The organism is Aneurinibacillus thermoaerophilus, from assembly GCF_900099925.1.
GTDB lineage: Bacteria > Bacillota > Bacilli > Aneurinibacillales > Aneurinibacillaceae > Aneurinibacillus > Aneurinibacillus thermoaerophilus.
In genome coordinates, this window is record NZ_FNDE01000024.1 from 1 (window position 1) to 26,067 (window position 26,067).

Sequence of the window (26,067 nt, forward strand, 5' to 3'; positions counted from 1 at the left end):
GAACGTTATACATCGCAAACCTGTCCGGTTTGCGGGGCGAAAAAGAACGTGCGTGGTGCGGCTATACCCAACATCGGGACATTCACGGTGCGGCGAATCTACTGTCCAAAGTGTTGTATGAAAACCGGATTCAGTCCTTGCCGTTTGAAATTCAGAAACCCACGTATCTACGGATCGCCTAAGCGAGAAGTAGTAGATGGTTTGTTCCGACCCACGCCCGTAAGGGTGTGTTGCTGAATGATTCCCCTCGCAGACGGCACGTGTCTGTGAGATCAGCGACAACCCGCTGATCGCCTGTTCTACCGAGGTGGATAGTTCAGAAACCCCCACTTCAACCTATGGTATGGTAAGTGGGGAAGGTTCATATATAAATAATATTATTAAATCAATAAATTATCTATTGTCCTTCCTGTATAAACTATTGTATACTGTGGGAGAACAAATTATATAAATAATATTTTATATGTAAATTAGTTTGGAAGGAACATAAAAATGAAAAGATTCGGTCTTTTACCAAGGTTAATTGCGGCAATTCTATTGGGTATTTTTATTGGAATGGTTAGTCCGCAGTGGGTGATCAAAATTACCGCGACTTTTAACAGTATTTTTGGTAATTTTCTGGGATTTGTCATTCCGCTCATCATTATTGGATTTGTTGCACCGGGCATAGGCGAATTAGGAAAAGGCGCAGGCAAGCTGCTGGCGATTACCGCAGGGATCGCTTACGTTTCTACGATTGTGGCTGGACTTATCGCCTATGTTACGAGCGCTGTTGTACTTCCCAACATTTTGGAAGTCGGCAGCATGCACTTGAACGCGAAAAATCCGGAAGAAGCGCTGGTACCGCCGTTATTCAAAGTGGACATGCCTCCTGTTATGGGAGTAATGACGGCGCTACTGCTCGCGTTTACGCTTGGTCTCGGTATCGCCGCAATTAAAGGCGATACCCTAAAGAATCTAATGAATGACTTTCAGCAAATTGTGGAGAAATTGATCCGGAATATTATTATTCCGCTGCTTCCGCTGCATATTATGGGAATTTTCGCGAATATGACATACGCTGGACAAGTGGCAATGATTATGTCCGTATTTGCCAAAGTGTTTGTAATGATTATTATTCTGCATATTGTCATCCTGTTGTTGCAGTACACGTTCGGTGGCGCGATAGCGGGAGCCAATCCGCTTAGAATGCTTAAAAATATGATGCCGGCGTATTTTACTGCAATCGGCACCCAATCGTCCGCAGCGACCATTCCCGTAACGTTACGCCAGACCAAAAAGAACGGTGTGCATGAGGGCTCTGCTGATTTTGTAATACCGCTCTGCGCGACCATTCATTTGTCAGGAAGTACGGTTACGCTGGTCAGTTGCTCGATGGCGGTTATGATGCTGAACGGCATGAATACTTCGTTTGGTGCGTTATTCCCGTTTATTTTGATGCTTGGTATAACTATGGTAGCAGCCCCGGGCGTGCCAGGCGGTGCAGTGATGGCGGCTCTCGGCTTGCTCCAATCGATGCTGCATTTTGATCCGACGCTGCTTTCATTAATGATTGCGCTATACCTTGCACAGGATAGCTTTGGCACTGCGTGCAACGTAACGGGCGACGGCGCGATTGCGCTTATGGTTAACAAGATTTCTGGACACAAATTGACACCGCAAGAATAAACAAAGAGCTTCGGTTTTTTGTTTTTTGTGATAGATAGCAGGAAAGCATATGCTGCTTTACAGTGATAAAGCAGCATATGCTTTTTTTCCATGTAGTAAACGAGGATAGACTATAGGGTCAGGCAGTTTGTTGTTGTACGGCGCGGTGACCGCCCGTGAAGTCGGCATTCCGGCCGTTTCTTAACGGAATTCGATTTCATCCCGTTCTTTGTTGTATGTTACGACAAGGTCGGAATTATTTAAATACCAGGCGTCTTCTTTTTCGATATAGAATGTAATGCCGCCTTCCACGGTAGAAACGCCGATTTCTTTCGGCTGTTCTTTGGCAATGCCAAGCGAAAATCCGCTTTGCACAGTACTGCAACCGCCTAGACGGACAAAAAAGCGGACGGCGTCCCCTTTTTTCACATCCATTTCTTTGCGGAACCATTCCATGGCCGCAGGGTCGATAATTAGCTTCATGCTTCATGCCTCCTTTGTTTTGCGGCAATGCGTGTATTTTTTATTGTACCATATTCCTTGCGCTTATTTATTGTCTGGCTCTTACGTATGCCGGGTAAAGGAGGATAACAAGCAAATGAGTTGACTTAGTGAACTACCTACCACTTCCACCTCGCTTAGAAGTAGGGGGTTCTAAAGTAAAATGATAGGTAAAAGATGTATCGCTTAATATATCAAACGAGAAGCCCTGTTTTTTTAACTCTGTAATAATAGCTGGCAGCGCTTGAACGGTGGTGACTTTGATCTGCGAATCATGCATTAAGACGATAATTTTTTTCTTGTTTCGGCTTTCCTTCATCACGGATTGAATAATAACGTCGCGTGGTTGGACTTTTCGTTTGGCATCCTGGGAATCAACATTCCAATCGAAGTACTTATAGCCCTTCTGTACGCTTTGTTGGATAAGGATTTGCATTAAGGAATGTCCGCCGTATTTGCGGCTAATGTGATTATTGGAACCGCCGGGGAAACGCATAATTTTGGGCTTTTGGCCGGTTGCTTTGTATATCAGCTGTCTGAGTTTTTCCATGTCACTGTGGAAAGCGGTGGCAGAAGTATAAATATTACGATATTCGTGCGAGTAGGAGTGCAGGCCGAGCGCGTGCCCTTTGCTTACGATGCGCCGATACATTTGCTTACCGAATTCGCTGTTGTTGCCGATAACGAAAAATGTCGCTTTTATCTTATAGCGATCCAGAATTGCGAGAATTTCTTCTGTATTGGTGGATGGACCGTCGTCAAATGTAAGGTATGCTACTTTAGTGTTATTGTTTTGCGCTTGTTTCGCTTTTTCTAATTCTTGCTGCTTTTTTTTCAGTTCATTTCGTAGATTTTCGTTTACCCGTTGTAATTTCTGGTTTTCGAGCTGGATCTGCTCAAGCATGCGCAGTGTGTCATAGTGTGCCTTTGCCTGCACGGACGCGTACAGAATGAACAACATAAAAAAGACGATACCGACTGTAATCGCGTTTCTAATGAGGGTCGCCTCCGTTTCTCTGAACGCTTATGTTTAGATATGTATGTCGGAGGCTTCTCTCTCATGACGCTCAAGCGTATTGATTTGACAAGCGTGAGGAAAATCTGTAATATTCATCTGATGTAACAGGAATAAGGGGCAAAAGACATGCTGCGTAAATACGTATATAAACTTTCTCCAACGCAAATTATTGTCAGCGCTTATTTTACAGCCATTGTGATCATTACCGGGCTATTGATGTTGCCTATCAGTGTAAAACCGGGGGTCAACCTGTCATTGATAGATGCTTTGTTTACCGCTGCAAGTGCGGTGAGCGTGACTGGGCTTACGACAGTCAGCACAGCGGACACATTTAGTACATTCGGTTCTTTTGTTTTGATGCTAGCTTTTCAAATCGGTGGAATCGGCGTAATGACGCTGGGCACATTTTTCTGGATTTTGTTCGGTGCGCCCATAGGGCTTTCGCAGCGCAGGTTGATTATGATCGACCAGAACCGGTACAATCTGTCTGGTTTGGTGCAGCTGATGAAGCTGGTGCTTGGGATGACGCTGTTGTTTGAAGCGGTAGGAACACTGATTTTCGGACTGTATTTCTATTTTGCTGGTTATTACGATACGTTTTATGCGTCTTTTTATTATGCGGTTTTTCATTCGATTTCGACGTATACGAACGCAGGGTTTGATCTTTTTGGCAATTCGCTGATTGACTATTCTCATGACTACTTTGTTCAATCGGTAACCATGCTTCTCATCATTCTTGGTGCCATCGGTTTCCCGGTACTGGTTGAAGTTCGTGAATATTTGTTCGGTGGCCATAATCGGTTTCGCTTTTCCTTGTATACGAAGATTACGACTGTGACGTTTCTGGTGCTGCTTGTGTTGGGCATGCTTGTAATCTGGATTACAGAAGATTCACGATATTTTGCTGAAATGTCCTGGTATGAGAAGTTTTTCCATTCTTTATTTCTTTCAGTTACTGCACGTAGTGCCGGATTAACGACGGTTGATGTATCGGAGTTAAGCGTGGGAAGCCAGTTTGTCACCTCCATCTTGATGTTTATCGGGGCCAGTCCTTCCAGTGTGGGAGGAGGCATCCGCACAACAACGCTTGCGGTTGTGATTTTGATGATTGTTACGTTTGCGCGTGGCCGGAGCGAGGTGCGTGTGTTTGGCCGTTCCATTCGACAGGAGGACATTATTAAAAGTTTTGTGTTTTTTGTAACAGCCTTGATGCTTGTGACAGGCGGCACGTTAGTTGTGCATATGTTAGAGGATCAAAGGTTTGAGTTGGTACATGTTATATTTGAAGTATGCTCCGCGTTTGGCACATGTGGCCTTTCCGTTGGGATTACAAGCGGTTTGTCTTACAGCAGCAAAATAATATTGGTGCTTTTGATGTATATAGGCCGAATTGGCATGATGCCGTTCTTGTCAAGTTTTACTTCGGGCAAATCAACAGCGGACGTCCATTATCCAAAAGAAAAGATTATTATAGGCTAAAAGCTACTAGGAAAATAGGTGTTTATCAGGCGTTTTCTTTTTCTGTCTAAATTACTAAAAGAGGGAAAATGAGGAACTTTTTCTTGCGCGTATCCGTATATGATGTTGTAAATAAAGAGAAGGGAGGAAATAGAGGGAGTCGACTGGAATACTGAATGCTGGATGAGACGAAGAGGTTCTCGGTATTTTACTGTATGATTTAATCGCTAAAGATAAGCTTGCGATTATTTTGTGAAAGATGGGATGGTCTGTGAAAAGACATCTTGTGTAGTAGAAGATTTCTGTTATGGTATTTATGAAAGTATTAGCAATCCACTCTCCGCATGTATCGCCTAGACGAAAGTGCTATAGAGACTGATATAGAGCCTGTACGAGGGGTGGAGAATTCTTCACAGAAGAAGAGCAAAACACGATTGGGTGCTATATGTTTTCGACCTATTTCGAGAACCGGTTTACCGGGAAAGAATCATATGCAGTAAAGCCAATTTTGGTCGGGGCAGGCGGCCGTGCAACTACTAGCCATGCACAGATTTTGAGAGGGAAGAGGAAGACAGTGTGTTTGTAAACATTCGCAATGTAAGCAAGCGGTATGGAAAAAAACAAGTGCTGCAAGAGGTAAATCTGGAAATTGCAGAAGGAGAAATGTTTGGAGTCGCGGGTCACAATGGTGCGGGCAAGTCGACATTGCTTTCTATTGTCGCGGCTGTCATGAAGCCAAACAGTGGAGAAGTGCTTATTGGCGGACAGTCCGTCCATATGCTTGGCTCTCAGGCCAAACAACAAATCGGGTATGTGCCGCAGGAACTGGCGCTGTATCCTTCCTTGCGTGGCATTGATAACTTGGCCTTTTGGGGCAGGATGTACGGTCTGCGTGGAAAAGAACTTGCACAGCGCATGGATGAGGTGGCGGAAATCATCCATTTGCGCGACAGAATTCGTGAGCGCGTCGAAGCGTACTCCGGCGGTATGAAGCGACGGCTTAATCTTGGTGTGGCGCTGCTGCATCGGCCTAAGCTGCTGATTCTTGACGAACCGACGGCGGGAGTAGATGTCGGCTCCAGGAAACACATTTTAAAAGCTTTAAAGGAAATAAGCGAGCGGCGGTGCACGATTTTGTATACAAGCCACCATCTTGAAGAAATGAAGGCTTGTGATCGAATCGGCGTTCTGAAATCGGGGCGATTGGTCGCCGTTGGTACACCACAAGAGGTGCAACATGAATTGGAGGGGGAACAATATGGAGACGAAGAAAAAGAGTAAAAAATCAGTGATTATTGCGGTTGTCGTCGTATTGCTGGTCGCTTTCGGCGCTTACTTCGCGTATGCGTTTTTTGACGTATTCAAAAGCAACAAAACGATTTATTTAGAAGCAGAAGCGAAAGAGATGAACAACCTATCCAAGAAAGTGGAAGAGTACAACAAGCAATACAATGAGTACATCGCTCCTTACCTAGAAGGGGCCGTGGAACAGAAGATGGAAATTTCCAATCTAAATATAGATATGGAAGTTCCGGATCCGCAAGTTCAGAAAGTCATGGACCTTCTCAAAGATTCCAGGTTGATCATGGAATCGAAGATGGATGACACAAACAAGAAAAATTACGTGAAAGTTAATTTCAACGTTAAAAACAGCAATCTTATTGGTGCCGAATTTTTCTATGATGCTGAGAAACTAGCCTTTGGTGCTCCGGCTTTGTATAACAAATACGGTTACTTCAACTGGAAAGACAAAGCAGTTATCAAGCAAAAATACGACATGGACATTCCGGATAAAATACCTTCCCAAAAAGAATATGTGGAACTGATCCAGATTCCGAGCAAAGAATTAAAGCCGATTATACGTGAGTATGCCAAGCTTTACGCTGATAGCATTAAAGACGAGCAAGTAAGCGTGAAAAAAGGCGCGACGTTCGAAGAGAACGGCGTGAAATTGGCTGCCAGAGAAATTACAGTAACATTCACTCCTGAACAATACAAACAGCTTATGAAAAACATTGTTGAAAAAATTTCCAAGGACGAAAAATTACAGGATCTTCTTTATCCTCGTTATCAAAAATTAGTTGAATTAACAGGTAGTGGGAGATCGGAAGAGGATCTGCCAAAGCTGAGTAAAGAAGAATTCAAGAAGAAGTTCGCTGAGTTTAAAGAGGAAACGGATCGCTCCCTTAATAAGGCTGATTTTGGTGACGGGGTAAAAATGATCGTATACGTGGACAGAAATGATAATATTTTGAGCCGTACGATTGAATTTAACAACAAAAACGCCGGCCAAAAAGATGTCCTAAAACTTGCTAGTTTCCAAGACAACGAGAAGCAGGATCGTGTTGTTTTTAACGTGTCTTCTACGAAGTCAGGAGATAGGGAAAGCATCTTTACCATCACATATGTAAACAAAAAAGACGGTGACAACAGCAAAGGCAATGTAAAATTGAATGTAACCGAAAAAATGGGCAACACTCCTATGTCCGATTTTAAAGCGGATGCTGATTTTACGCTTGCCAAAGATGGAAACAAGGAAAATCAGGACGTAAATATTAAGCTGTATGTCAATGGCAACAATACGGATCCGATCGCGCTGGCATGGAAAGGAGCGACAACGGAGAACGACAAGGATAAAACACGTGCAGCCGACTACAAAGTAGAAATCAATCTGCCGAAAAATGATCCGACGATGCCGAAAAAAATAGGGTTTACTATTAAGAACGATGAGAAGTTCGATGTAGGAGAAGTAAAGCTTCCGGCGCTGGGTGTACAGAATAGCATTAATCTGGCAACGCTGACGGATCAGCAAATGATGCAAATTCAGCAGGAAATCCAGAGCAGTGTCGGCCAGTACGTGATGAAGAACATGCAATTATTCCAGCAACTTGGCATTATGCCGCCAGGGGCCGGAAATATGGTACAGTAAGGAAAAAAGAGCAACGGGAAGGGACCGATAAGGTGCCTTCCCGAATTTGTATACAGGTAGGTTTTCATCTTGCGACTTATCACCATTATTTTGAAAGAATGGATGTTGTACTGGAGAGATAAAAAGGCGGCCCTGCTGCTTTTCCTGATGCCGCTTTTTTTTATCTGGCTTTTTGCGCAGGCGTTGTCTCCATACTTGTTTTCCAGCCGTTACAGTCAGACGTTTGCGATCGCGTTTGTCGACGAAGACCAAACGTTAAACACGCAGATGATTAGCCAGCAGCTAGAAGAATTGGACTACATGAAAGGATTTATTACTGTGCACCGTGTGGACAGGAAGCGCGCAATGGATATGCTGGCGCAGAACCAAATCGCTGGCTGCATTATTATTCCTAAAGGGTTTACAGCAAGCCTATACAGCGGGGATAATTTCCCGGTGACCTTTATTGGAAATAGAAGCCAAAAGGTACAAGCCGATCAGGCAAAGAATCAGCTAATCAGTGCGACGAATGATTTGTCGGCCGGACAGAGCGGCGTGAAGGCGGTCTGGTATGCGGCGCGTGACGGAGGTGCTACCCCCCAGCAACTCGACCGCATTTTAAAAGAGAGTGTGTTTGATTTTATGACGAGGGCGCTAGGTCGCAATGAAATTTATGATGAGGTGACGCTCGCCACGATCCCCGATGTGAGTTTTCCCGAGTATTTTACGGCGGCGCTGACCATAGTATTTGTCAGTTTTCTTGGCGTTCGCGGCAGTCGTTTGCTTGCGGAAGAAAAGGAACTGGGTGTGCTGGATCGCTTCCGGACGCTTCCGGGCGGGGTTTTATCTTTGTATGTCGGAAAATTTATCGCCATGTTTCTTTTGCTTTTGTTGCAAACGGCGCTCATTGTAGGGATGGCCAGCCTCATGTTTAAAAATTATCTTGGCGCGGCGCCGTTGTCTTTTATTCTTGTGTTTTTCGGTACGGCATTTTCGGTTGCGACATGGTCGTTCTTGCTTGCGGTGATCGGCCTTTTTTCCAGAGGAGCGGAATTGCTCGGTTATGTGGGAACGTTTTTTCTGGCGCTGATCGGCGGTAATATTTATCCGCTTTTTTCCCTGTCGGAAAGCCTGCAGACAGCGAGTGACTTTACATTTAACAAGTGGGCGATGCACGGGATGTTAAAAGTTTTTTCGGGGAATCATTCTTTATCGGTATGGCCCGAAACAATGATGCTGTTAGCCATAGGCGGAGCATTGCTTGTGGCGGCGGTCGTGCTGTTGCCCCTGACCGGGAGGAAATAGATGTACGGGGTACTACAAGTTTTATGGTTGCGTATGCGATTGATTTTACAGGATAAGATGTTTCTTGTGTTATTGCTTTTGTTTCCGGTTCTGTTTGTGTTTATTTTGGGGGCGACCCAGAGCTTTCGGAAAGAGCCGGTGATTCCAGTAGCGGTGGCGGACGAGGACAATAGTGAATATTCCAGGCTGATCGTTGATCGCTTTGCCCGAAAAGAAGGAATTCGAGTACTTCGCGTGACCAGTGACGAGGCCTATCGTCTGGTAGAAAACTACCGGGTAGAAGCGGCGTTCGTCATACAGAAAGGTTTTCAGGATGCGGTATTGGAAGAAGAGACGGATAAGACGATCAAAATGGTAAAAAACCCCGGTTCATTGTCTTATGGGATTCTTGGCGAGATGCTAGGCAGTGAAGTTATGCGTCTGTCTGCCAATACAGGCGCGGCAAATCGCGCAGAGGAATGGTACAGGCTCTACGGGCTGACGAGTAATGAACCGGAGAGGTTATGGGAGCGGGTATGGAAGTATGCTGATTCCCAGTGGACTCCGAAACCGTTGATGACAATTAATTACAAAGAGATGCAGGCCGGGGGTGTGCAGTCTGTTACGCGCCTGACCCGTGTATCCGTAGCGGCATTAACTGGAATTGGCGCACTTTTGGTGTTTATGATGATGTTCGTGGCGCTGCACAGCAGGTGGCTGATCGAAGAACGAGAAAACGGTACGCTGAAACGGATGATGTCCGTTCCGGGCATGTTTCGAACCTTCTATCTGGGCAACATTGCCATGCTGTTCACGTTATCTGTATTTCTAGCGGCGCTGTGCGAAGCTGTGGCGCGTTTTTGGTTTGATGCAAGCCTGCTATACCATCCGCTGCAATCTATTATTCTTGGCGCTTATATTCTTGCTGTTATTGGACTTAGTATGCTTTTTGCAACGTTGCTGCCGACGCCGCAGCAATTGCAGACCACCGCACCGCTTCTGGCTTTGCTGACAGGTTTTGTAGGCGGTTGTTTTTGGCCTTTTCTTCCGTTGAATGGATGGATTAAAACGTTATCACTGTTGACGCCACAGGGATGGGCGTTGGACGGGATGAAGGCGCTGCTCGTTAATGATTATAGTATAGGCCAGGTTACACAAACTGCTGGAACGTTGGCAGGTATCGGAGTGTTTCTGTTGGTGTGGAGCTTCTACGTCATCCGTTACCGGGTTTTTGCCGGGTAAAATATCCCTTTTCCTTCGCGGATTGCTAACAAGTACGTCTCTTCTTTCCGGGCTTTGTTGACTTCCTGCAAAGAAGCGATTTTTATCGGCACCGCTTTGACAAAAGCGGTGTCCGCAAACGTCGATACCATACAAGCTGTCCCCGTCTGGATTATGGCTATTTCTTATATATCCATGATTCGATACTTTCGCCCACGCATGAAGTTCACCGTCATATTGAACGATAAGGGATGTGGCTGATCTGCCAACTTTGCCTTTCCATTCTGCTAGCATAGCCCCTTCGGGGAACATCTCGACATGTGCTTTGATTTGTTCACGGCTCTACTATAATTCTTCCGGGAAAGGCGGAGGAAACGCTTTCCTCTGTACATCCAGCAAGTCCTCAAAATCATCCTCCAGTGCGTAGTAATTGTCACTGTATCTTTCCCTCTCATAAAAAGATAGCATAGAGTCACGTTGACTTTGACATAGCAGCTTTCCCGCTCTGTTTTGTTATTTATTATAGTTTTTTGCTTTATACCAACAACTATGGATTATACAAAGAAAATTTACCTCTTGCGTTTTTATTCAGATAATTTTATGATAACAGATAAATAAACAAATTCGGAATTGTAGTTCCGAAATTCGGAACAGGGGGATTTGATGGGCGGAAACAAAACAGTTGTTAAATCGCTTGAAATTCTAAAGTTATTTTATGAGCATGACCGGCTTACGCTGCAAGAGATGGTAGAAATTTCAAATATCCCAAAAACATCCGTTTATCGTCAGGTGAAATCGTTAGAAGAAATGGGGTTGCTTACGCGCGACATAGACGGTAAGTACAGGCTGGGTCTAATTTTTATAAAACTTGGACAGCTTGTGGCTGATCGGCTTGATATTAGGCAAGTTGCGCTTCCTTTTATGCACAAGTTGCGCGATGAAATGGGAGAGGCGGTCAATTTAATTGTGCGTGAAGGAAATGAAGCGATTTATATCGAGAAAGTGGATACAAAAAAACCGGTTCGTCTCTATACGCGTGTAGGGCGCCGCTCTCCGCTGTACGCCGGGGCATGTTCACGAATCTTGCTGGCGTTTATGCCACCGGAAGAAGCTGAACAATATATTGCACAAACAGAATTGAAAGCGATTGCTTCCGGAACAATTACAGATAAAGAGCGTTTGCGCCAGGTGATTGTCGAGTCGCAGAAAAACGGGTACTCCGTTAGCTATTCGGAATTAGAGGATCATTCAGCGGCTGTGGCGGCCCCGATTTACAATCATAAAGGAGAAGTGGTGGCCGGATTAAGCATGGCTGGGCTTGAGGCCCATTATGCGCCTGATAAACTACCTCCGCTTATTAAAAAGATTAAACAAACCGCCCGGGAGATTTCCCTGCAATTGGGCTGGAGGGATGAATAACGAGCGAGGTGAAACGCATGAAATTATTTCCCCTCGGAGACGCCGCTATTGTCGTTGAATTGGGTAGTGTGATTAATGAAGAAACCCATTGTAAAGTTCGGGCGTTATCCGAATATCTGACGCGGCATCCGCTTCCAGGCATGATAGAATATATACCCGCATTTACGACGGTGACGGTGTTTTATGATCCATGCCGCGTATTGGCTAACAGCGGAGCGGAAACGAAGACATTTGTTTCGCCTTATCAAAAGATGCGCGCCATGCTGGAAAATATTTTATCTGAATTACAGGATAAGACAGTGGAAAAAACGCGCGTTATTGAAATTCCGGTATGCTACGGCGGTGAGTTCGGGCCGGATCTGGGGTTTGTAGCCGAACACAATGGGCTGACTCCGGAGGATGTTATCCGTATTCACAGCAGTGCTGAGTACCTTGTATACATGATTGGTTTTGCGCCAGGATTTCCTTATCTTGGGGGAATGCCGGAACAAATCGCCACACCGCGCCGTTCATCGCCGCGCCTGTCAATTCCGGTCGGTTCTGTTGGCATTGCTGGTAAGCAAACAGGCGTGTATCCGATTGCAACACCTGGAGGTTGGCAGCTTATTGGCCGTACGCCGCTTCCGTTGTTCATGCCGGACAGTGATCCGCCGACACCGCTTAAGGCAGGGGATCGGATTCGTTTCCGGGCTATTTCCCGGCAGGAGTATGATGAATGGAAGGAGAGGGGCGCATGCGGATAAAAGTGCTCAGGCCCGGATTGTTGACTACCATTCAGGACTTAGGTCGTTACGGATTTCAGAAGCAGGGGATTATTGCAAGCGGAGCGATGGATCCGTTTGCGCTTAGAATGGCGAATTTGCTTGTTGGCAATGAGGAAAACGCTGCCGCACTGGAAATTACGCTGATGGGGCCGCGCCTGGAATTTGAATCCGATACACTTATCTCGATCTGCGGCGCTGATTTGTCACCGGAAGTAGATGGCAAGCCGATTTTGTTATGGCGGCCAGTATATGTGAGAGGTGGAAGCGTGCTTGCATTCCGAGGTTGCACGTCCGGGTGCCGAGCGTATCTGGCGGTGGCAGGCGGTTTTAATGTAGAGAAGGTATTAGGAAGCCGCAGTACATATTTACGTGCGCACATTGGAGGATATAAGGGTAGGGCATTGCAGGAAGGAGATAGGTTGGAATTTGGGGAGCCATCCGAATGGGGGGCCTGGCAAATGCGGATGCTGGCCGCGGCAGGAGGAAGATCAGCGGACTGGACGATAAGCTCTGAGGTTTTTCCCGCATACGGAAAAAATCCAGTGGTACGGGTGATCCGCGGCGCGCAGTTTGACTGTTTTACCCCGGAAAGCCGGCAGCAATTTTTTGCTTCCGCGTTTCGGGTGACGCCACAATCGGATCGGATGGGATATCGGTTGCAGGGGCCGCAACTTTCGCTTGCTGATCCCCTTGAAATGATTTCAGAAGCGGTGGCGCCGGGAACGATACAGGTACCGTCTGAAGGCCAACCGATTGCCTTGCTGGCAGACAGACAAACAGTTGGCGGATATCCAAAGATCGCCCAGATTATTTCGGTAGACCTACCCGTTATTGCGCAGGTAAAGCCAGGGGAGAAAATTCGGTTTCAAGAAGTTTCTTTGGAAGAAGCGGAGATGCTGTATCTTACCCGCGAGGAACAGATTCAGCAGGTAAAACAGGGAATTGCCCTGCGCTACCAGTAGCACGATACACGATGTAAGGAGGAATACCATGTATAGAGTAGATATCAATTGTGATATGGGCGAAAGTTTTGGCGTTTATGAGATGGGAGCAGATGAGACAATCCTGTCGTTTGTGACCTCCGCAAACATCGCCTGCGGATTTCATGCCGGCGGCCCTGCTGTTATGCGCCGGACGGTAGAAATGGCTCTTGAGAAAGGTGTAGCGATCGGCGCGCATCCGGGTTTGCCGGATTTGGAAGGGTTTGGCCGCCGCAATATGGATATTACGCCGCAGGAAGCGTATGACATGGTGGTATACCAAGTGGGTGCGCTGTATGGCTTTGTGAAAGCGGCAGGAGGTAAGATGCAGCATGTGAAACCGCATGGAGCATTGTACAATATGGCCGCGAAAAGCCCGACACTTTCGGAAGCGATTGCTGAAGCGGTATACAAAGTAGATCCTGACTTGATTCTGTTCGGGCTTTCTGGAAGCGAACTGGTGAAAGCGGGGGAAAGAATCGGGCTTCGTACAGCCAATGAAGTATTTGCCGATCGTACCTATCAACTTGATGGCTCCTTGACTTCACGACGCGAACCGAATGCACTGATTACAGATACAGAAAAAGCTGTATATCAGGTTATCCGTATGGTTAAAGAAGGGAAAGTGCATACTGTTCAGCAGCAGGATATTGATATTCAGGCGGATACGGTTTGCATTCATGGGGATGGTGCACATGCGTATGAATTTGCGAAACAGCTCCACACTCTTCTTGGGGATGCGGGTGTCATTGCGAAGGCTATTGGAGAGGTGTAGATACATTTATTTTTTAATAACAACATAGAAGGGAGTAACCGTATGATCAAGTTAATAGGGATATTGGTTGTTGCACTTGGGTTTGCCTTTCGTTTTAATACCTTGCTAGTTGTTATGGTGGCCGGCATTGTAACCGGTTTAGTATCAGGGATGTCTTTGAATGAAGTTATGGCCTTATTCGGTAAGTTTTTCGTTGAAAACCGGTACATGTCCCTAGCCATTGTGTTATCACTACCTGTAATTGGAGTACTTGAGCGGTACGGGTTAAAAGAGAGGGCTGAAGCATTAATTAGAAAAGCAAAAAATGCGACAACAGGTCGTGTACTCCTAACATACTTGCTTATTCGTGAAGCATCAGCGGCTATTGGATTGAATATCGGTGGACATGCACAAGCGGTACGACCGCTGATTGTACCAATGGCGGAAGGAGCCGCTGTTGCGCGGTATGGTAACATCTCAGAGAAGACGAGAAGTGAAATCAGAGCTTATGCAGCTACAGCTGAAAACACAGGGTGGTTCTTTGGTGAAGATATTTTTATTGCAACAGGGGCCATTTTACTCATGAAGGGATTTTTCGATTCTCTGGGTATGGATGTAGACATATGGGACATGGCGTTATGGGGAATCCCTACCGCATTGGCCGCTTTCTTTGTAAGTTGGATTCGTTTTCATCGTTTGGATAAACGAATTGCAAACGATGCACAAAACAGTCATGCTGAGTCTGTTCAGCAGGATGAGAAAGGGGCGTAAATATGAAATTGCTCACATTAGATACGCTTTACTATTTGACAGGTCTTATTATTGCGTTTATTGCGATTCGTGTAGCATTAGATAGAAATCATCCGAATCGTATAGGTTCGGGTATGTTCTGGGGAATTTTTGCTGTAACCTTTTTATTCGGCAATCAGATTCCGCCGCTTTATGTTGGGTATCTTGTTTTAGTCATGGTTGTACTTGCCTCTATTGGCAAAGTAACAAAATCTAATGAAAAAGAAGCGGATGTAGAAGAGCGTGCAGGGCATGCTGAGCGTTTGAAGAATAAGGTCTTTATTCCTGCTATTTTAATTCCTCTTCTTACAGTTGTCGGAACATTTACACTTGATAAAATTAATTTTGGTTCTGTTTTGTTAGTTGATCCGAAAAAAGTGACGTTGATTGCGCTGGGATTGGCTATGATTATTGCGACGATAACTGCGTTGCGCATTACGGGCGCAAAAGCGACTGTTCCAGTGACAGAAGGAAGCCGTTTGATGCAGGCAGTAGGTTGGGCAGTTATTTTGCCGCAAATGCTGGCTGCGCTTGGTGGTATTTTTGCGAAGGCGGGCATCGGTGAAGTAGTATCCGGTATTGTGGGCGATATTCTGCCTACTCAATATGCGTTTGTTGCTGTAGCTGCTTATTGTTTAGGCATGATGCTGTTTACAATAGTAATGGGAAATGCGTTTGCGGCTTTTGCCGTAATCACCGGGGGAATCGGAGTTCCGCTTATTGTGAATATGCATGGTGGAAATCCGGCGATTATGGCTGCACTTGGTATGTTTGCCGGTTATTGTGGTACGCTGATGACACCGATGGCTGCTAACTTTAATATTGTTCCAGCGATGTTGCTTGAACTGAAAGATAAGAATGCGGTTGTAAAAACGCAATTGATGACGGCAATTCCTGTTTTTATTATTAACATGCTGTTAATGTATTATCTTGTTTATCATTTCTAGTCATTTAAATAAAAGGCGATAAGGGGATGCAGCAATGAAACACGTGTTGATTACAGGTTTTGAGCCTTTTGGTGGGGAAACGGTAAACCCGTCGCTTGAAGCCGTGAAACAGTTAGACGGTAAGAAGATTGATGATTATGTAGTGGTGGCCCGTCAGCTTCCTACTGTATTTCATGAATCAATAGCCGAATTAGAAAAATATATAGAAGAGTTAAAGCCGGAAGTTATTATTTGTGTGGGACAGGCAGGTGGTCGTCCGGATATTACGGTCGAACGTGTAGCAATTAACGTGGATGATGCGAGAATAGCAGATAATAGAGGCAAACAGCCTGTGGATGTGCCGGTTGTGATGGGAGGCCCGGTTGGATATTGGGCGACGCTTCCAATTAAGGCTATTGTTAAAAGGCTACGTGAGCAGGGGATTCCGGCTTCGATTTCACAAACGGCAGGTACATTCGTCTGTAATCATGTATTTTATGGATTAATGCATATTCTGAATACATCGGAAAAAAAAGCGCGCGGAGGATTTATTCATATTCCATATCTTCCACAACAGGCTGTCGCCCATCCAGGACAGCCAAGTATGCCGCTTAATATGATTGTAAAAGGACTGGAACTTGCTGTCGAAACGACTCTTACTCATGAGCAAGATATAGTAGAGGTGGGCGGACAGACGCACTGATTTTCATTATAGATTAAGATACGAAAGGTCATGACAAATTGTGTCATGGCCTTTTTTCATGTGGAGCGTGTAGCACGTCGGTCGAACCGGCAATTCCTGCAAACTTTTCTTTTTATTTAAAATTATTATAAATTTGTTGACATTGTAAAGACGATAAATTAAAATGATTACAAATAATATTTATAAAAATATCCTGTGGAATCATGGGGTGACATGAATGAAGGGTGTGTTGCGGGATTCACGTTTTCAAAAATTAATATTCGCTAATATTCTTTCCTCTATCGGCTCAGGTGTGACTATGATCGGAGTTCCCTGGCTTCTGGTAAATCGGGAGGACGGTGCTCAGATTTACGGATATGCGGCATTCTGCATGACGGCTTTTCTTTTTTTTGCGTCACCGTATATCGGTGTATTTATTGATAGAATGTCGCGGAAGAAGGTGTTGCTGTTTAGCGAGGGATTTGGCTTCATAGCCGCCGCTTTTTTTGCAGCATGGGGTTTTGGAGCTGGAGCCTATGAAACATGGCACCTTCTCGGCATATACGCCGTCAGTTCTTTTTACTATGCGTTGCATTATCCGGCCCAGTTCGCGTTTAACCAAGAGATTTTCACGAAAGAGCAGTACCAAGAATTGAACAGCGTGATGGAAATTCAGAATCAGGTCGCTTCCATGCTGGCGGGCGGCCTGACGAGCGTATTCATTGAAAGGATTGATTTTTTCTGGATTTTATTCGCGAATGCGTTGACCTATGCCGGAGGATTTGCACTGCTTTCCCTTGTTCCCTACAGGCTTTCCGGACAGCAAATGAATGTATCGAAGGCTTCTGTTTGGTTAACGATGAAAGAAGGATTCTTTTATCTTAAAGATAAGCCGCTGTTCATTGTTTTTTACGTAAGCTCGCTTATGCCCTTTGTCGGTGTTATGGTCGGCAATTATCTGTACCCGGTGTATATTGCGAAGACGCTCGGAGCGGACGGTACGGTAATGGGATTGGCGGATGCGATATATGCGGTTGGTGCGGTTTTGGGCGGATGTATCATTCCACTGATGCTAGGTAGAATAGGGCCTTTTCGCACGGTTTTGTTTACGGTTTGCGCTTATACGGCTGGTACGATTCTTATCGCTATTTTTCCCGCGGTTCTTCTTTTTCTTGCGCTGGATGTCATTCTAGGTTGGGGAAATGCCGGTTCTCGTGTCGCGCGGAACACGATTATGATGAATGAAGTACCTAATGAATTTATGGGACGGGTGAATAGCTTTTTCTCGGCGATAGGAATGTTACTTAGAATTAGTTTAATCGGGTTGTTTGCGCGGACGGTTTCCTATACAGGCGCTTCCTTTTCGCTTTTGGTAATGGGAGGGCTGCTTCTTATAGCTTGCATCGGTGTTTTGATAAGCCGGAGTTTATTTGCGCGAAATGTACCGGCTCTGTCAAAAACTTCGTAATAACGTTTGCTATAATGAGAATAAGATTTTCTAAAGCAAAGGAGAGAGCCATGGCACGTATTTTTATTATTCTTGGCAGTATAAACCTATTTTTATCGGTAGCGCTCGGCGCGTTTGGCGCCCATGGATTGGAAGGAAGAATCGCAGAACGACTGTTTGAAGTTTACAAAACAGGTGTCCATTATCATATGGTACATGGTCTTGGCCTGTTGGCGGTCGGTGTGTTCGGAGAACGCCTGACCGCCGGGATGAAGCAGTTGAGGCTTGCCGGCTGGTTTTTGCAAGCCGGGATTTTATTCTTCTCATTTAGCTTGTATGCTTTAGCCTTGACTAATATTGGCTGGCTCGGAGCGATTACGCCTATCGGCGGCGTTTGCTTCCTGATCGGCTGGATTTTTCTGGCGGTTGCCGCAGCAAAAAAATAGCCTATAGCCATTGTGCCCAGTAATGTTCTGCCACATCCACAATATCGAATGCTTCTCCGACCATGAATGGGGCAAGAATATGGGCCCGTATCGTTTTTACATCGGGTATGTCTTCGATAACGGCGCGTCCACCGTTTTTCCCGAGCAGGAGTTTGCCGCGGAAAGAGGCAGCGAGCGGCAACGGGTACAAAGAACGGATGACATCTTTTTGACAGGTGGCGACCGCGCCTTGCGAAAGGCTGAAAGAATCCCTTGTGATGACGAGTATGCCGTCTTCGCGTTGCAAAATTTCTTTTACCGAATAGAGAGCAGCAGGAGCTTCAGGCGATGGAGCGATTCGGATATATTTCGCATTCTTCGGCGGAGAATGCGGATGGAGCCGGATCGTTCTTTTTTTGTAGTTTAGCTCTTGAACTTGTACCCATGGTCGGGCGTTTCCTTCGATTTTCAGACCCTGGAATGTCATGACGTCGGCTTCGATGCAGGCGCTGGCGAGAATTTTGCCGGTGCGGTCGGTTCGGATAAAGCCGCAACGTCCGCGAATCCGCCATTCTCCGAATCTCGTGTGGATGCACATCGTCTGCGTCAGCGGGCTATAGGCCCAGAAGTCAAGCCAGCCATTTGTAAGTTCAGTGGCAAACGCCATAACTGCACTTCCGCGCGTGGCTAATCTGTGTATAGTTTGAATACGTAAAGCACTCTTTGTTTTTCTGGTATGGATAAGGGCGACGTATTGCTTGGCAGGGCGGCGACTGCGCACGATAAGAACAGGATGGTGTTCTTTTCCTGACAGCGTCGGATACGTTCCGATAATGATATGATCGTCCGGATCGGTGAGGCCGTGCCAAGTCAACGTAAACCCTTCTTCAGATTCCCAGCAGGCCTTTACACAGGGGAGAAGTGGCTCGTATTGCCGGATTCCATAGATAAATCCGTATCCGTTATTCGGCGCTGGTGTCCAGTATTGTGCTTTTTCCTCTTCGAGCAGCGGCGAGAACGTCTCTCCTATTGTAAGTCGTTCTCCGAAGCTGTTTCCGGGTGTGTCGAAGTACGGTTTTTCCCGGGCATTTATCCCGGCAAGCGTCCAAGCGTCATTCGTTTTGCATTCTTTTACGCCGTCGAGCCGCAGTTCCGCCTTTTCATGAAAACTACGCCATGTATAGTCGCATATTTCAGCTCCCTGAATATAAAATAAGTCAACCAGGTAGGAAGAACCGTCAGGCAGCGGCGCAAGCGCTGCCATGCGCTGATAAGCATCCAGTCCATAGAGACCGGGCGCTTTTCCTTCGTATGCCGCTACGTGCGGCGATTCGTAGAGAAGCGAAACCTCTCCGCCGGGAAAAGGTTTGTAAAGTTGCCCTTTTTTCATCTCTTGATCTTCATTAACAACAACGGTATTGTGGGCGATGGATTTGGTTGCCCATCCGTAATGTCCGTTGGAACCGTATGTGCTGTAGCCGATATCGGCAGAGATTTCTTTTCCGTACACATAATAATTATAGGCGAGTATATCGTCATGCGCGTGCGTATGATTGGCGCCCGTTCTCATCAGGATGGTTGTGTCATTGGCGTCCCTGAGAATGCCGACGCCTGCTTGCCCTGCGAGCGTTGTTCCAGCAGGCCAAGTAAAACGTCGAGGTGTTAAGCACGGGTGGAACAAAAATAAATCCATCCCTTTGTCCCCCAGCTCTGGGCGGGCAGATGTACAAGTGCGCTGCAACATGTCAAAAGCTTCTTTTTGGATGGCCGGATCCGGAGAATAATGATAGAAGTGAAGCGCGGCGCGGTATATGTCAGCGGCCGTCTTAGGATCAAGCTTGCGGTTGCGTCTTCGGTCCTGTCCCCAGTCGCCGTAGCAGGGCAGGTGGCCCTGACACAGCATTTCTGCGGGATTTTGTACGGCGAAGCGGAAAAAGCGTTCACTGGCAAAAGGATGAAATGCGCGCAATTGCTCCGGGGAGGCGGCCCGTATCGCAAGAAGCGCCATGTCGAGGAAGACGGTAATCGTAAACATGGAATAGCCATAGGAGCCTTCGAAGTACATACCGTCCCGACCGACCGCGTTGGAAAGGAAGACTTCCGTCGCTTTGATGCCCCACTTTTGATAATCTGGCTGTTCCGTGACAAGTCCTACTGCTAGCATTGCCCGGACACCGTCGGCTTCATGGTTATGCAGTTCAGTTAGATTTCCTCCTTTCAGGTCGTATGCTGGGCCTCCGAGTTCTGTCAACATATAATCATTCAGCATTCGTTCGATGTTTTCCCGGAATGTTCCCGGTCGTCCGAGCAACGCGAGTGCCGGAGAGGGGGTATCCATTTCTTCCAGGTGATAGAGCCAGTCATAATTATGGGCGAGAAAAACTTTAACCCGATGCACCACGCTAGTCAAAAGGTGCAGCCGCCCCATTTCCGCCTTGCTCTGGAACGGAGTAAAATCGCGCGGGCCGATCGTTTCCGGGAAAATGGCCGCAAATGCATCCAGAATGACGAGCGCTTTTTGAGCGTACTTTTTTTCTCCAGTCAGCATGTACGCATATGTCAGCTTGGTGACCATTCCTTCATGATCGCGCACGCCTCCAAGCAACCATCCCGCAGTGTGAAAATTCCACACCCCGATAGGATAGTAAGCCTTACCTTCCCGCAGGAATCCTGCTCCATCATCCGGAGAATCTTGATTCGGCAGAATGGAAGCACAGGACGGGCAGGTCAGATTTTTTTCTGGAAACCGGGAAAGAAAGCCACCGCCTATTTCCGGAGAGGAAGGAAACGCTCCCTTGCAGTAGGGACAGCCGGATATGCCATAAGCAAATGCCTGTCCCTGCATAGAGAGCACGCACCGGTAAATGTCTTCATCCCTGTATTCGGATAGAAAATGATCGCAATGCTTGTGTAACGTTTCAAGCCGCTGCTTTACCCAGGGATGATTCTGGCTATTTTTTTGCGCCATCGTAATGTTTTCGGGCGTGAAATAGAAGCCTAGCTTTGGGATTGGCTTTTGCATGTGTGTTCCCTCCTTTTGGATATAGAAAAAAACGCGACACGTGTGGAACAGAGAAAAGGTAGATAGGCAGCATACGCGAGTTTTTCTTAATAGATTAGGAACATGGCTGTTGAAACGGCACAGTTAGCTAGCATCGGTCTTCGTCCATATATTTTTGGAGCATCGCATTAATCTGTCCGCCTAAAATCAGGATCATTGCCGAAAGGTAAAACCAGATCATTAAGATAATCACGCCCCCGAGACTGCCGTATGTTAGCGAATAGTTGCTGAAGTTATTTACGTAGTAAGAGAAACCGTACGATACGGCAAGCCAGCCAAAACCGGCGAACAGCGCACCGACAATGGCTACTTTCCCATTCACGTTGCATTTTGGTGCAAAATAGTATAGGAAGGCGAATAGGCTGAACAGGAATAGAAGACTGACGACCCAGCGCAACAAACGCCAGGTAAACAAAATGTAGTAAGGTATATGCATTCGCGAAGTAAAAAACGTCTCAATCATTTTTCCGAATACGGGTAAAATCAGCGTCATAAAGATAGCCAACACCATGCCGATGGTAAATAGAATTGCCAGCAGGCGCGACGTAAAATAAGAGCGCTCGTCGGCTACTCCGTATGCCCGATTCAGCGCCACAATAATCGCATGTATGGCGCTCGACGATGTCCATAGTGTGCCTGCCAGGCTGAGAAACAGCAGCCAGCCGCGCCGTGTGTTTAGAAAACTGTGCAGATTGCTTTCCAGCAGTTCGGTCACTTTTTCCGGGGCGATAATCCGAATGATTGTCAGCGCATTTTCCGTTGAAATTGGCATATATCCGATCAGCGTAAAGGCAAAAATAAAAAAAGGAAAAATAGAAAGCAAAAAATAATAGGCCAACTGAGCGGACATACCGGAAACATCGTCCTTTATAAAACGGTCCACCAATTCCTGGCCAAACTGGATAAGCCGGTGTTTTTTTCGTTTTTTATCCATACCCGATCTCCATTGACATGTAGGGTTATTTATAGTTATTTTACCACTATGCTCATTTTATGCCATTAGGTTTATGTTCATTATTATGCTATTCGGTTACAGGGTAGAAGATAAATACGGAGGGACATTATCGTGACAAAAGTGTTTCTTGTGCGGAACCGCCGCAAACGCCTAGAACAGGGACATCCTTGGATTTTTCGGAGTGAAGTGGAAAGAATCGAAGGGGAATTCACGCCAGGTGATATTGTTGAAGTGGTAAATCATCAGGGTCACTTCCTCGGTAGAGGATATATCAACCCCGAGTCGCAAATGATTGTACGTTTACTTACGACAAAGCAGGAAGAAGAAATCAATCAGGAGTTGTTCATATCTCGCATCCGGCAGGCATGGAGCTTCCGCCGTCGGTTTCTTCCGGACATTCGTTCCTGCCGCGTATTATACGGAGAGGCTGATTTTATGCCAGGTCTTGTAGTGGACAAGTTCGAAGACGTACTTGTTGTCCAAATTCTTTCTCTTGGAATGGAAGTGCGTAAAGAGTGGATTTTACATGCACTTTTGGAAGTATTCTCCCCGAAAGCGATATATTTGCGCAATGATGTGTATGTCCGCGAGCTTGAAGGGTTGGAACAGGAAAAAGGGTTCTGGTACGGCGAATCGGAAACGGAAATCCAAATCGAAGAGAACGGGTTGAAGCTTATCGTTGATATTGAACACGGTCAGAAAACCGGCTATTTCTTCGACCAGCGTGAGAACCGCGCCTCCATCGCTCCGCTCATGACCGGTTGGGGAGAGGCGCACGGTATCCGCATGCAGGAAGTGGAGATTGATGGCAAAAAAGAAATGTGGCCGGTGGATCGCCGCGGAAAGATTGTAAAAAATCCGTTCTGGGACGGTGCCGAGGTGCTGGATTGTTTCACACACACTGGCTCTTTTACATTGAATGCTTGCAAGTATGGTGCCAAAAAAGTAACCACGCTTGACATTTCGGCTCACGCGATTGAGACAGCTAAACGTAATGTTCAGTTAAATGGGTTCCTGCACCGGGTCGAGTTTGTCGTGGCAAATGCGTTTGACTACCTGCGGGAAGCGGCACGAGAGGGAAGGCAGTGGGACGTTGTAATTCTCGATCCGCCCGCGTTCGCCAAATCGCGCAGTGCGGTAAAAGGTGCAAAGATATTAACTTGAACGGCCTTAAGCTTGTGCGGGACGGCGGCTATTTAGTAACAGCCAGCTGTTCTTACCATATGAGTCCAGAATTGTTCGAGGAGACGATTCAGGAGGCGGCGATGGATGCGAAAAAAATTCTCCGTCTTTTGCGTTGGAGCGGTGCAGGCGTTGATCATCCGAAATTGACGGGCGCTGATGAAGGCGATTATTTGAAATTTGCCATTTACGAAGTACGGTCAAGAGTATAGGGCTTTTCCCATTCCACTTTTTACATTTACTTTAAGCTTTCACTGGCAGATTTATGAGGAGATCTACAAATGTATGCTCCTACTTTTTCTTATACTTTTCTAATGTTTAGCTCTTTTTTGTTACTGGGTTGAGTCCATATAATGGTGTAAAAATGATCAGTTTCAAAAAAGAAGAGCCATCATCAGAAATTCACGTAGAATAGAAGTTGGCAAAATTCATATTACGAAAAGGAGATACTAATATAGCTTAATATCACATTACTATAGGTTGTGAACGCTCCCCCACTTAGCTATCGCTTGAAGTGGGGGTTTCTTGGTTGTTCAGTTACATTTTATTTTCGTTGATCGGGAGTCGTGCAAAAATTCCGGGGGATCGACGACATTTTTACTTTAAAAAGAAGACAGGAGAATGTGTGAGAAAGAAAGGGGATGATGCGAAAAAAGAAGTGTTGTTTTTGTGGAATAAGAAGGATTTTTTGAGGATATGAAGAAATGAAGTTTCTAGCGCTAAAGAAGCAGCCCGGCATATAGTAATGTGCCGGGCTTTATTCATTGTAAGTCTATTCTGATTTCTTCTTAGACTTTACGATTAGTACTTCGACTTTTGATTTTCATACATTCTTTTTTGGCTTTGCGTCGCTTCGTTCGTGCAAGCTTTCCCGCACCGGGAGCGACATGAAAAGCACAGCGAACAAAATTAACGATCCACCAATGAAGAAAGAGGGGCTCAGATCCTCTTTCAGCAATAACCAGCCTAGCAGCGCGCCGACCACCGGTTGAAAGAAGAAGAACATGGAACCGGTGCCCGCTTCCACGAGCTGAAGCCCTTTATTCCATAAATAGAATGCGCCCGCCGTAGACACAATCCCAACATACAACACAGCAAACCATGTAGACCATTCATCCAGATTTTGCACTGGCAAGAAGCCCCACTCTACCACCATCACCGGCGTCGTGAACGTAATTGCCCAAAAAATGGAATATGTCGTTACCACAAGCGGTGAATAATGAAGCGATGCCTTCTTTGCCAGTACTGACAATAGCGCCCACGTAATCGCAGCTCCAATGAGGCAGAGGTTCCCGATAAACGTTTTTACATTTCCGGTTAGATTGTTTTCCCAGCCAACTACAATAACGACACCGATCATCGCAAGCAGCAGCGATACCAATTTGCGCAAGGTGATGGACTCTCTCAGCATCCGAAACGCAAACAGCACGATAAATACGGGACTTGCGGATGTCAAAATCGCACCCATATGGGCCGAAGACAGCCAGGTTCCGATAAATTGTAACCCAACGGACAAAAAGTATCCGACAAATCCGATCGACAAAAATAGACGCCAGTCCTTGGATAGCGGCTGTTTCTCGCCGCGCTGCGCTACAAAATACCAGAGAAAAACAAATCCTATTACATAACGCAGCCACAGCAGTGTAAATGGGGGAAGAGAATCGAGAACCATTTTGCTGACAACGTACATGCCGCCCCAGATGCTTGCGGCGGTGCCTAAAGCGAGATATCCTAGCCATGCTTGCTTATTTTTGTTCATTATGGTAATACCTCCGTTCGCTTATTTCTTTTTTCGCGTAACGGGGTATCGCTGTCCCCGTTACATTACGCGAACAGCGGGTACATCACATTCTTGGCGAACCTGCTTCATACATATTCCTCCTTCGACATAACTTTCCATTCCTTTACATTCTCTCATGTTTCTCGTTTTCTTCCAACAAAAAATTCTCTTGATCGCGCAATCTAACAAGATCAGCGCCTACAATTGCGTGAATTGTCGCACGATTTTTGTTTTTTTTCGCTTCCTTTTATTTTATACTAAAGTCACCAACAACAAATAAGCAATGTCTAACCTATCACTGAGACTATATAAAAACAACGAAAAAACAGGTATATTCCCCCGTACCTTTTATTTATAGATAATATGACCGATAATAAGCCGTCATGCGACAGTTTTGATAGGGATAAGTCAAACGTTATGATGAAGTATACTTTAGAGGAGGAATGAAAAATGAATCACGATTTCAATGAGGAAGTTTTTACTTACTACAAAGAAGGTGTACTGACCGAGATTGGTCTGAATGGAAGGGTTAGCCGTGAAGAAGATGATTCGTTGTATTTGCACCTGAATTATAGTGAAGACTTACGAAAGGCAACATATGAGTCTTGCGTGATGCGGACGGACAGACGGGGAGCTGGTGAAGAGATGGCATGGTTCATGGTGTCAGTGGAAGCTTATGGGAAGGCAGGAATGGAGTACTGGGATACAGGTTGAACGAAAGACAGGCCTTTCTTTTTCTTGTCCTTTTACGGACCGTTTGTGAATGCCTCCACAGGCGAAGCCGAGCGTTTAATCTTTCCCCTCCTGCTTTTTCCAAATTTTATCCTTTTCACCTTTTCCTCGTTTGTATAGCTTTTCGGACGATT

General features: G+C 45.9%; 24 protein-coding genes and 1 pseudogene. 19 read left to right on the top strand and 6 right to left on the bottom strand.

Annotation, left to right across the window (positions count from 1 at the left end; all coding sequences use genetic code 11):
• Positions 1-182, top strand: a pseudogene (locus tag BLR88_RS12165) (hypothetical protein); the annotation flags it as partial.
• A gap of 310 nt (positions 183-492) precedes the next feature.
• The gene (locus tag BLR88_RS12170) at positions 493-1,668 is read left to right on the top strand and encodes a dicarboxylate/amino acid:cation symporter (RefSeq protein WP_057897317.1); all 1,176 of its coding nucleotides are present in this window, start codon (positions 493-495) and stop codon (positions 1,666-1,668) included.
• A 180-nt stretch (positions 1,669-1,848) separates the two neighbouring features.
• Here the strand turns inward: BLR88_RS12170 and BLR88_RS12175 are convergent, their stop codons facing one another.
• A complete protein-coding gene (locus tag BLR88_RS12175; RefSeq protein WP_057897318.1) occupies positions 1,849-2,130 on the bottom strand; it encodes a HesB/YadR/YfhF family protein in 282 nt (93 codons plus the stop codon).
• A 133-nt stretch (positions 2,131-2,263) separates the two neighbouring features.
• Positions 2,264-3,109, bottom strand: coding sequence for a polysaccharide deacetylase family protein (locus BLR88_RS12180; protein WP_057897319.1), 846 nt, complete (start codon positions 3,107-3,109; stop codon positions 2,264-2,266).
• Positions 3,110-3,292: 183 nt separating this feature from the next.
• Between BLR88_RS12180 and BLR88_RS12185 the strand changes: the two genes are divergently transcribed.
• The 5 genes from BLR88_RS12185 (at position 3,293) to BLR88_RS12205 (ending at position 10,058) form a co-directional block, all read left to right on the top strand.
• Entirely contained in the window at positions 3,293-4,645 is a 1,353-nt protein-coding gene (locus BLR88_RS12185) for a TrkH family potassium uptake protein (protein WP_057897320.1), read from the top strand.
• A 555-nt stretch (positions 4,646-5,200) separates the two neighbouring features.
• Positions 5,201-5,905 carry an ABC transporter ATP-binding protein gene (locus tag BLR88_RS12190; RefSeq protein ID WP_057897321.1) on the top strand — a complete coding sequence of 235 codons (705 nt, stop codon included), beginning with the start codon at positions 5,201-5,203 and terminating at the stop codon, positions 5,903-5,905.
• On the top strand, positions 5,883-7,553 hold the full coding sequence (locus BLR88_RS12195) for a DUF6583 family protein (protein WP_057897322.1): 1,671 nt from the start codon (positions 5,883-5,885) through the stop codon (positions 7,551-7,553). The genes BLR88_RS12190 and BLR88_RS12195 overlap by 23 nt, the downstream gene beginning before the upstream one ends.
• A 69-nt stretch (positions 7,554-7,622) precedes the next feature.
• A complete protein-coding gene (locus BLR88_RS12200) occupies positions 7,623-8,837 on the top strand; it encodes an ABC transporter permease (RefSeq protein ID WP_091260777.1) in 1,215 nt (404 codons plus the stop codon).
• Positions 8,838-10,058: an ABC transporter permease gene (locus BLR88_RS12205; protein WP_091260779.1), complete on the top strand. Its 1,221-nt coding sequence runs from the start codon at positions 8,838-8,840 to the stop codon at positions 10,056-10,058. It abuts the gene before it with no gap.
• On the opposite strand, the gene BLR88_RS19585 is transcribed toward BLR88_RS12205, so the two are convergent.
• The gene (locus tag BLR88_RS19585; protein WP_156423979.1) at positions 10,037-10,189 is read right to left on the bottom strand and encodes a hypothetical protein; all 153 of its coding nucleotides are present in this window, start codon (positions 10,187-10,189) and stop codon (positions 10,037-10,039) included. The two genes, BLR88_RS12205 and BLR88_RS19585, sit on opposite strands and share 22 nt — an antisense overlap.
• A 508-nt stretch (positions 10,190-10,697) precedes the next feature.
• Between BLR88_RS19585 and BLR88_RS12215 the strand changes: the two genes are divergently transcribed.
• From BLR88_RS12215 to BLR88_RS12255, 9 genes are all read left to right on the top strand, one after another.
• The gene (locus BLR88_RS12215) at positions 10,698-11,456 is read left to right on the top strand and encodes an IclR family transcriptional regulator (protein ID WP_091260781.1); all 759 of its coding nucleotides are present in this window, start codon (positions 10,698-10,700) and stop codon (positions 11,454-11,456) included.
• Between the two features lie 17 nt (positions 11,457-11,473).
• Positions 11,474-12,199 carry a 5-oxoprolinase subunit PxpB gene (pxpB, locus tag BLR88_RS12220; RefSeq protein WP_091260783.1) on the top strand — a complete coding sequence of 242 codons (726 nt, stop codon included), beginning with the start codon at positions 11,474-11,476 and terminating at the stop codon, positions 12,197-12,199.
• Positions 12,190-13,182: a 5-oxoprolinase subunit C family protein gene (locus BLR88_RS12225; protein WP_057897327.1), complete on the top strand. Its 993-nt coding sequence runs from the start codon at positions 12,190-12,192 to the stop codon at positions 13,180-13,182. The genes pxpB and BLR88_RS12225 overlap by 10 nt, the downstream gene beginning before the upstream one ends.
• A gap of 28 nt (positions 13,183-13,210) precedes the next feature.
• A complete protein-coding gene (locus BLR88_RS12230) occupies positions 13,211-13,975 on the top strand; it encodes a LamB/YcsF family protein (RefSeq protein ID WP_057897328.1) in 765 nt (254 codons plus the stop codon).
• 42 nt (positions 13,976-14,017) lie between these two features.
• Positions 14,018-14,725, top strand: coding sequence for a DUF969 domain-containing protein (locus BLR88_RS12235; protein ID WP_057897329.1), 708 nt, complete (start codon positions 14,018-14,020; stop codon positions 14,723-14,725).
• A 2-nt stretch (positions 14,726-14,727) separates the two neighbouring features.
• Positions 14,728-15,690, top strand: a complete 963-nt coding sequence (locus BLR88_RS12240; RefSeq protein ID WP_057897330.1) for a DUF979 domain-containing protein — start codon at positions 14,728-14,730, stop codon at positions 15,688-15,690.
• A gap of 34 nt (positions 15,691-15,724) precedes the next feature.
• Positions 15,725-16,372 carry a pyroglutamyl-peptidase I gene (gene pcp / locus BLR88_RS12245; RefSeq protein ID WP_091260786.1) on the top strand — a complete coding sequence of 216 codons (648 nt, stop codon included), beginning with the start codon at positions 15,725-15,727 and terminating at the stop codon, positions 16,370-16,372.
• A gap of 217 nt (positions 16,373-16,589) precedes the next feature.
• Positions 16,590-17,819, top strand: coding sequence for an MFS transporter (locus BLR88_RS12250; RefSeq protein WP_057897331.1), 1,230 nt, complete (start codon positions 16,590-16,592; stop codon positions 17,817-17,819).
• Positions 17,820-17,869: 50 nt separating this feature from the next.
• The gene (locus BLR88_RS12255) at positions 17,870-18,244 is read left to right on the top strand and encodes a DUF423 domain-containing protein (RefSeq protein ID WP_057897332.1); all 375 of its coding nucleotides are present in this window, start codon (positions 17,870-17,872) and stop codon (positions 18,242-18,244) included.
• 1 nt (position 18,245) lies between these two features.
• Here the strand turns inward: BLR88_RS12255 and BLR88_RS12260 are convergent, their stop codons facing one another.
• Together BLR88_RS12260 and BLR88_RS12265 are read right to left on the bottom strand one after the other, a co-directional pair.
• Positions 18,246-21,245 carry a heparinase II/III domain-containing protein gene (locus BLR88_RS12260; protein ID WP_057897333.1) on the bottom strand — a complete coding sequence of 1,000 codons (3,000 nt, stop codon included), beginning with the start codon at positions 21,243-21,245 and terminating at the stop codon, positions 18,246-18,248.
• A 127-nt stretch (positions 21,246-21,372) separates the two neighbouring features.
• Positions 21,373-22,218, bottom strand: coding sequence for a YihY/virulence factor BrkB family protein (locus tag BLR88_RS12265; protein WP_057897334.1), 846 nt, complete (start codon positions 22,216-22,218; stop codon positions 21,373-21,375).
• A gap of 132 nt (positions 22,219-22,350) precedes the next feature.
• Between BLR88_RS12265 and BLR88_RS12270 the strand changes: the two genes are divergently transcribed.
• Together BLR88_RS12270 and BLR88_RS20580 are read left to right on the top strand one after the other, a co-directional pair.
• Positions 22,351-23,403 (top strand): class I SAM-dependent rRNA methyltransferase, encoded by a 1,053-nt coding sequence (locus BLR88_RS12270; protein ID WP_409359900.1) that lies wholly within the window; start codon positions 22,351-22,353, stop codon positions 23,401-23,403.
• Positions 23,400-23,633 (top strand): hypothetical protein, encoded by a 234-nt coding sequence (locus BLR88_RS20580; protein ID WP_409359901.1) that lies wholly within the window; start codon positions 23,400-23,402, stop codon positions 23,631-23,633. Before BLR88_RS12270 ends, BLR88_RS20580 begins: the two co-directional genes overlap by 4 nt.
• A 611-nt stretch (positions 23,634-24,244) precedes the next feature.
• Here the strand turns inward: BLR88_RS20580 and BLR88_RS12275 are convergent.
• Positions 24,245-25,180, bottom strand: a complete 936-nt coding sequence (locus tag BLR88_RS12275; RefSeq protein ID WP_057897336.1) for a DMT family transporter — start codon at positions 25,178-25,180, stop codon at positions 24,245-24,247.
• 471 nt (positions 25,181-25,651) lie between these two features.
• Between BLR88_RS12275 and BLR88_RS12280 the strand changes: the two genes are divergently transcribed.
• Complete coding sequence (locus BLR88_RS12280) at positions 25,652-25,915, top strand: hypothetical protein (protein WP_057897337.1); 264 nt, start codon at positions 25,652-25,654, stop codon at positions 25,913-25,915.
• The last annotated feature ends 152 nt before the right edge of the window (positions 25,916-26,067 follow it).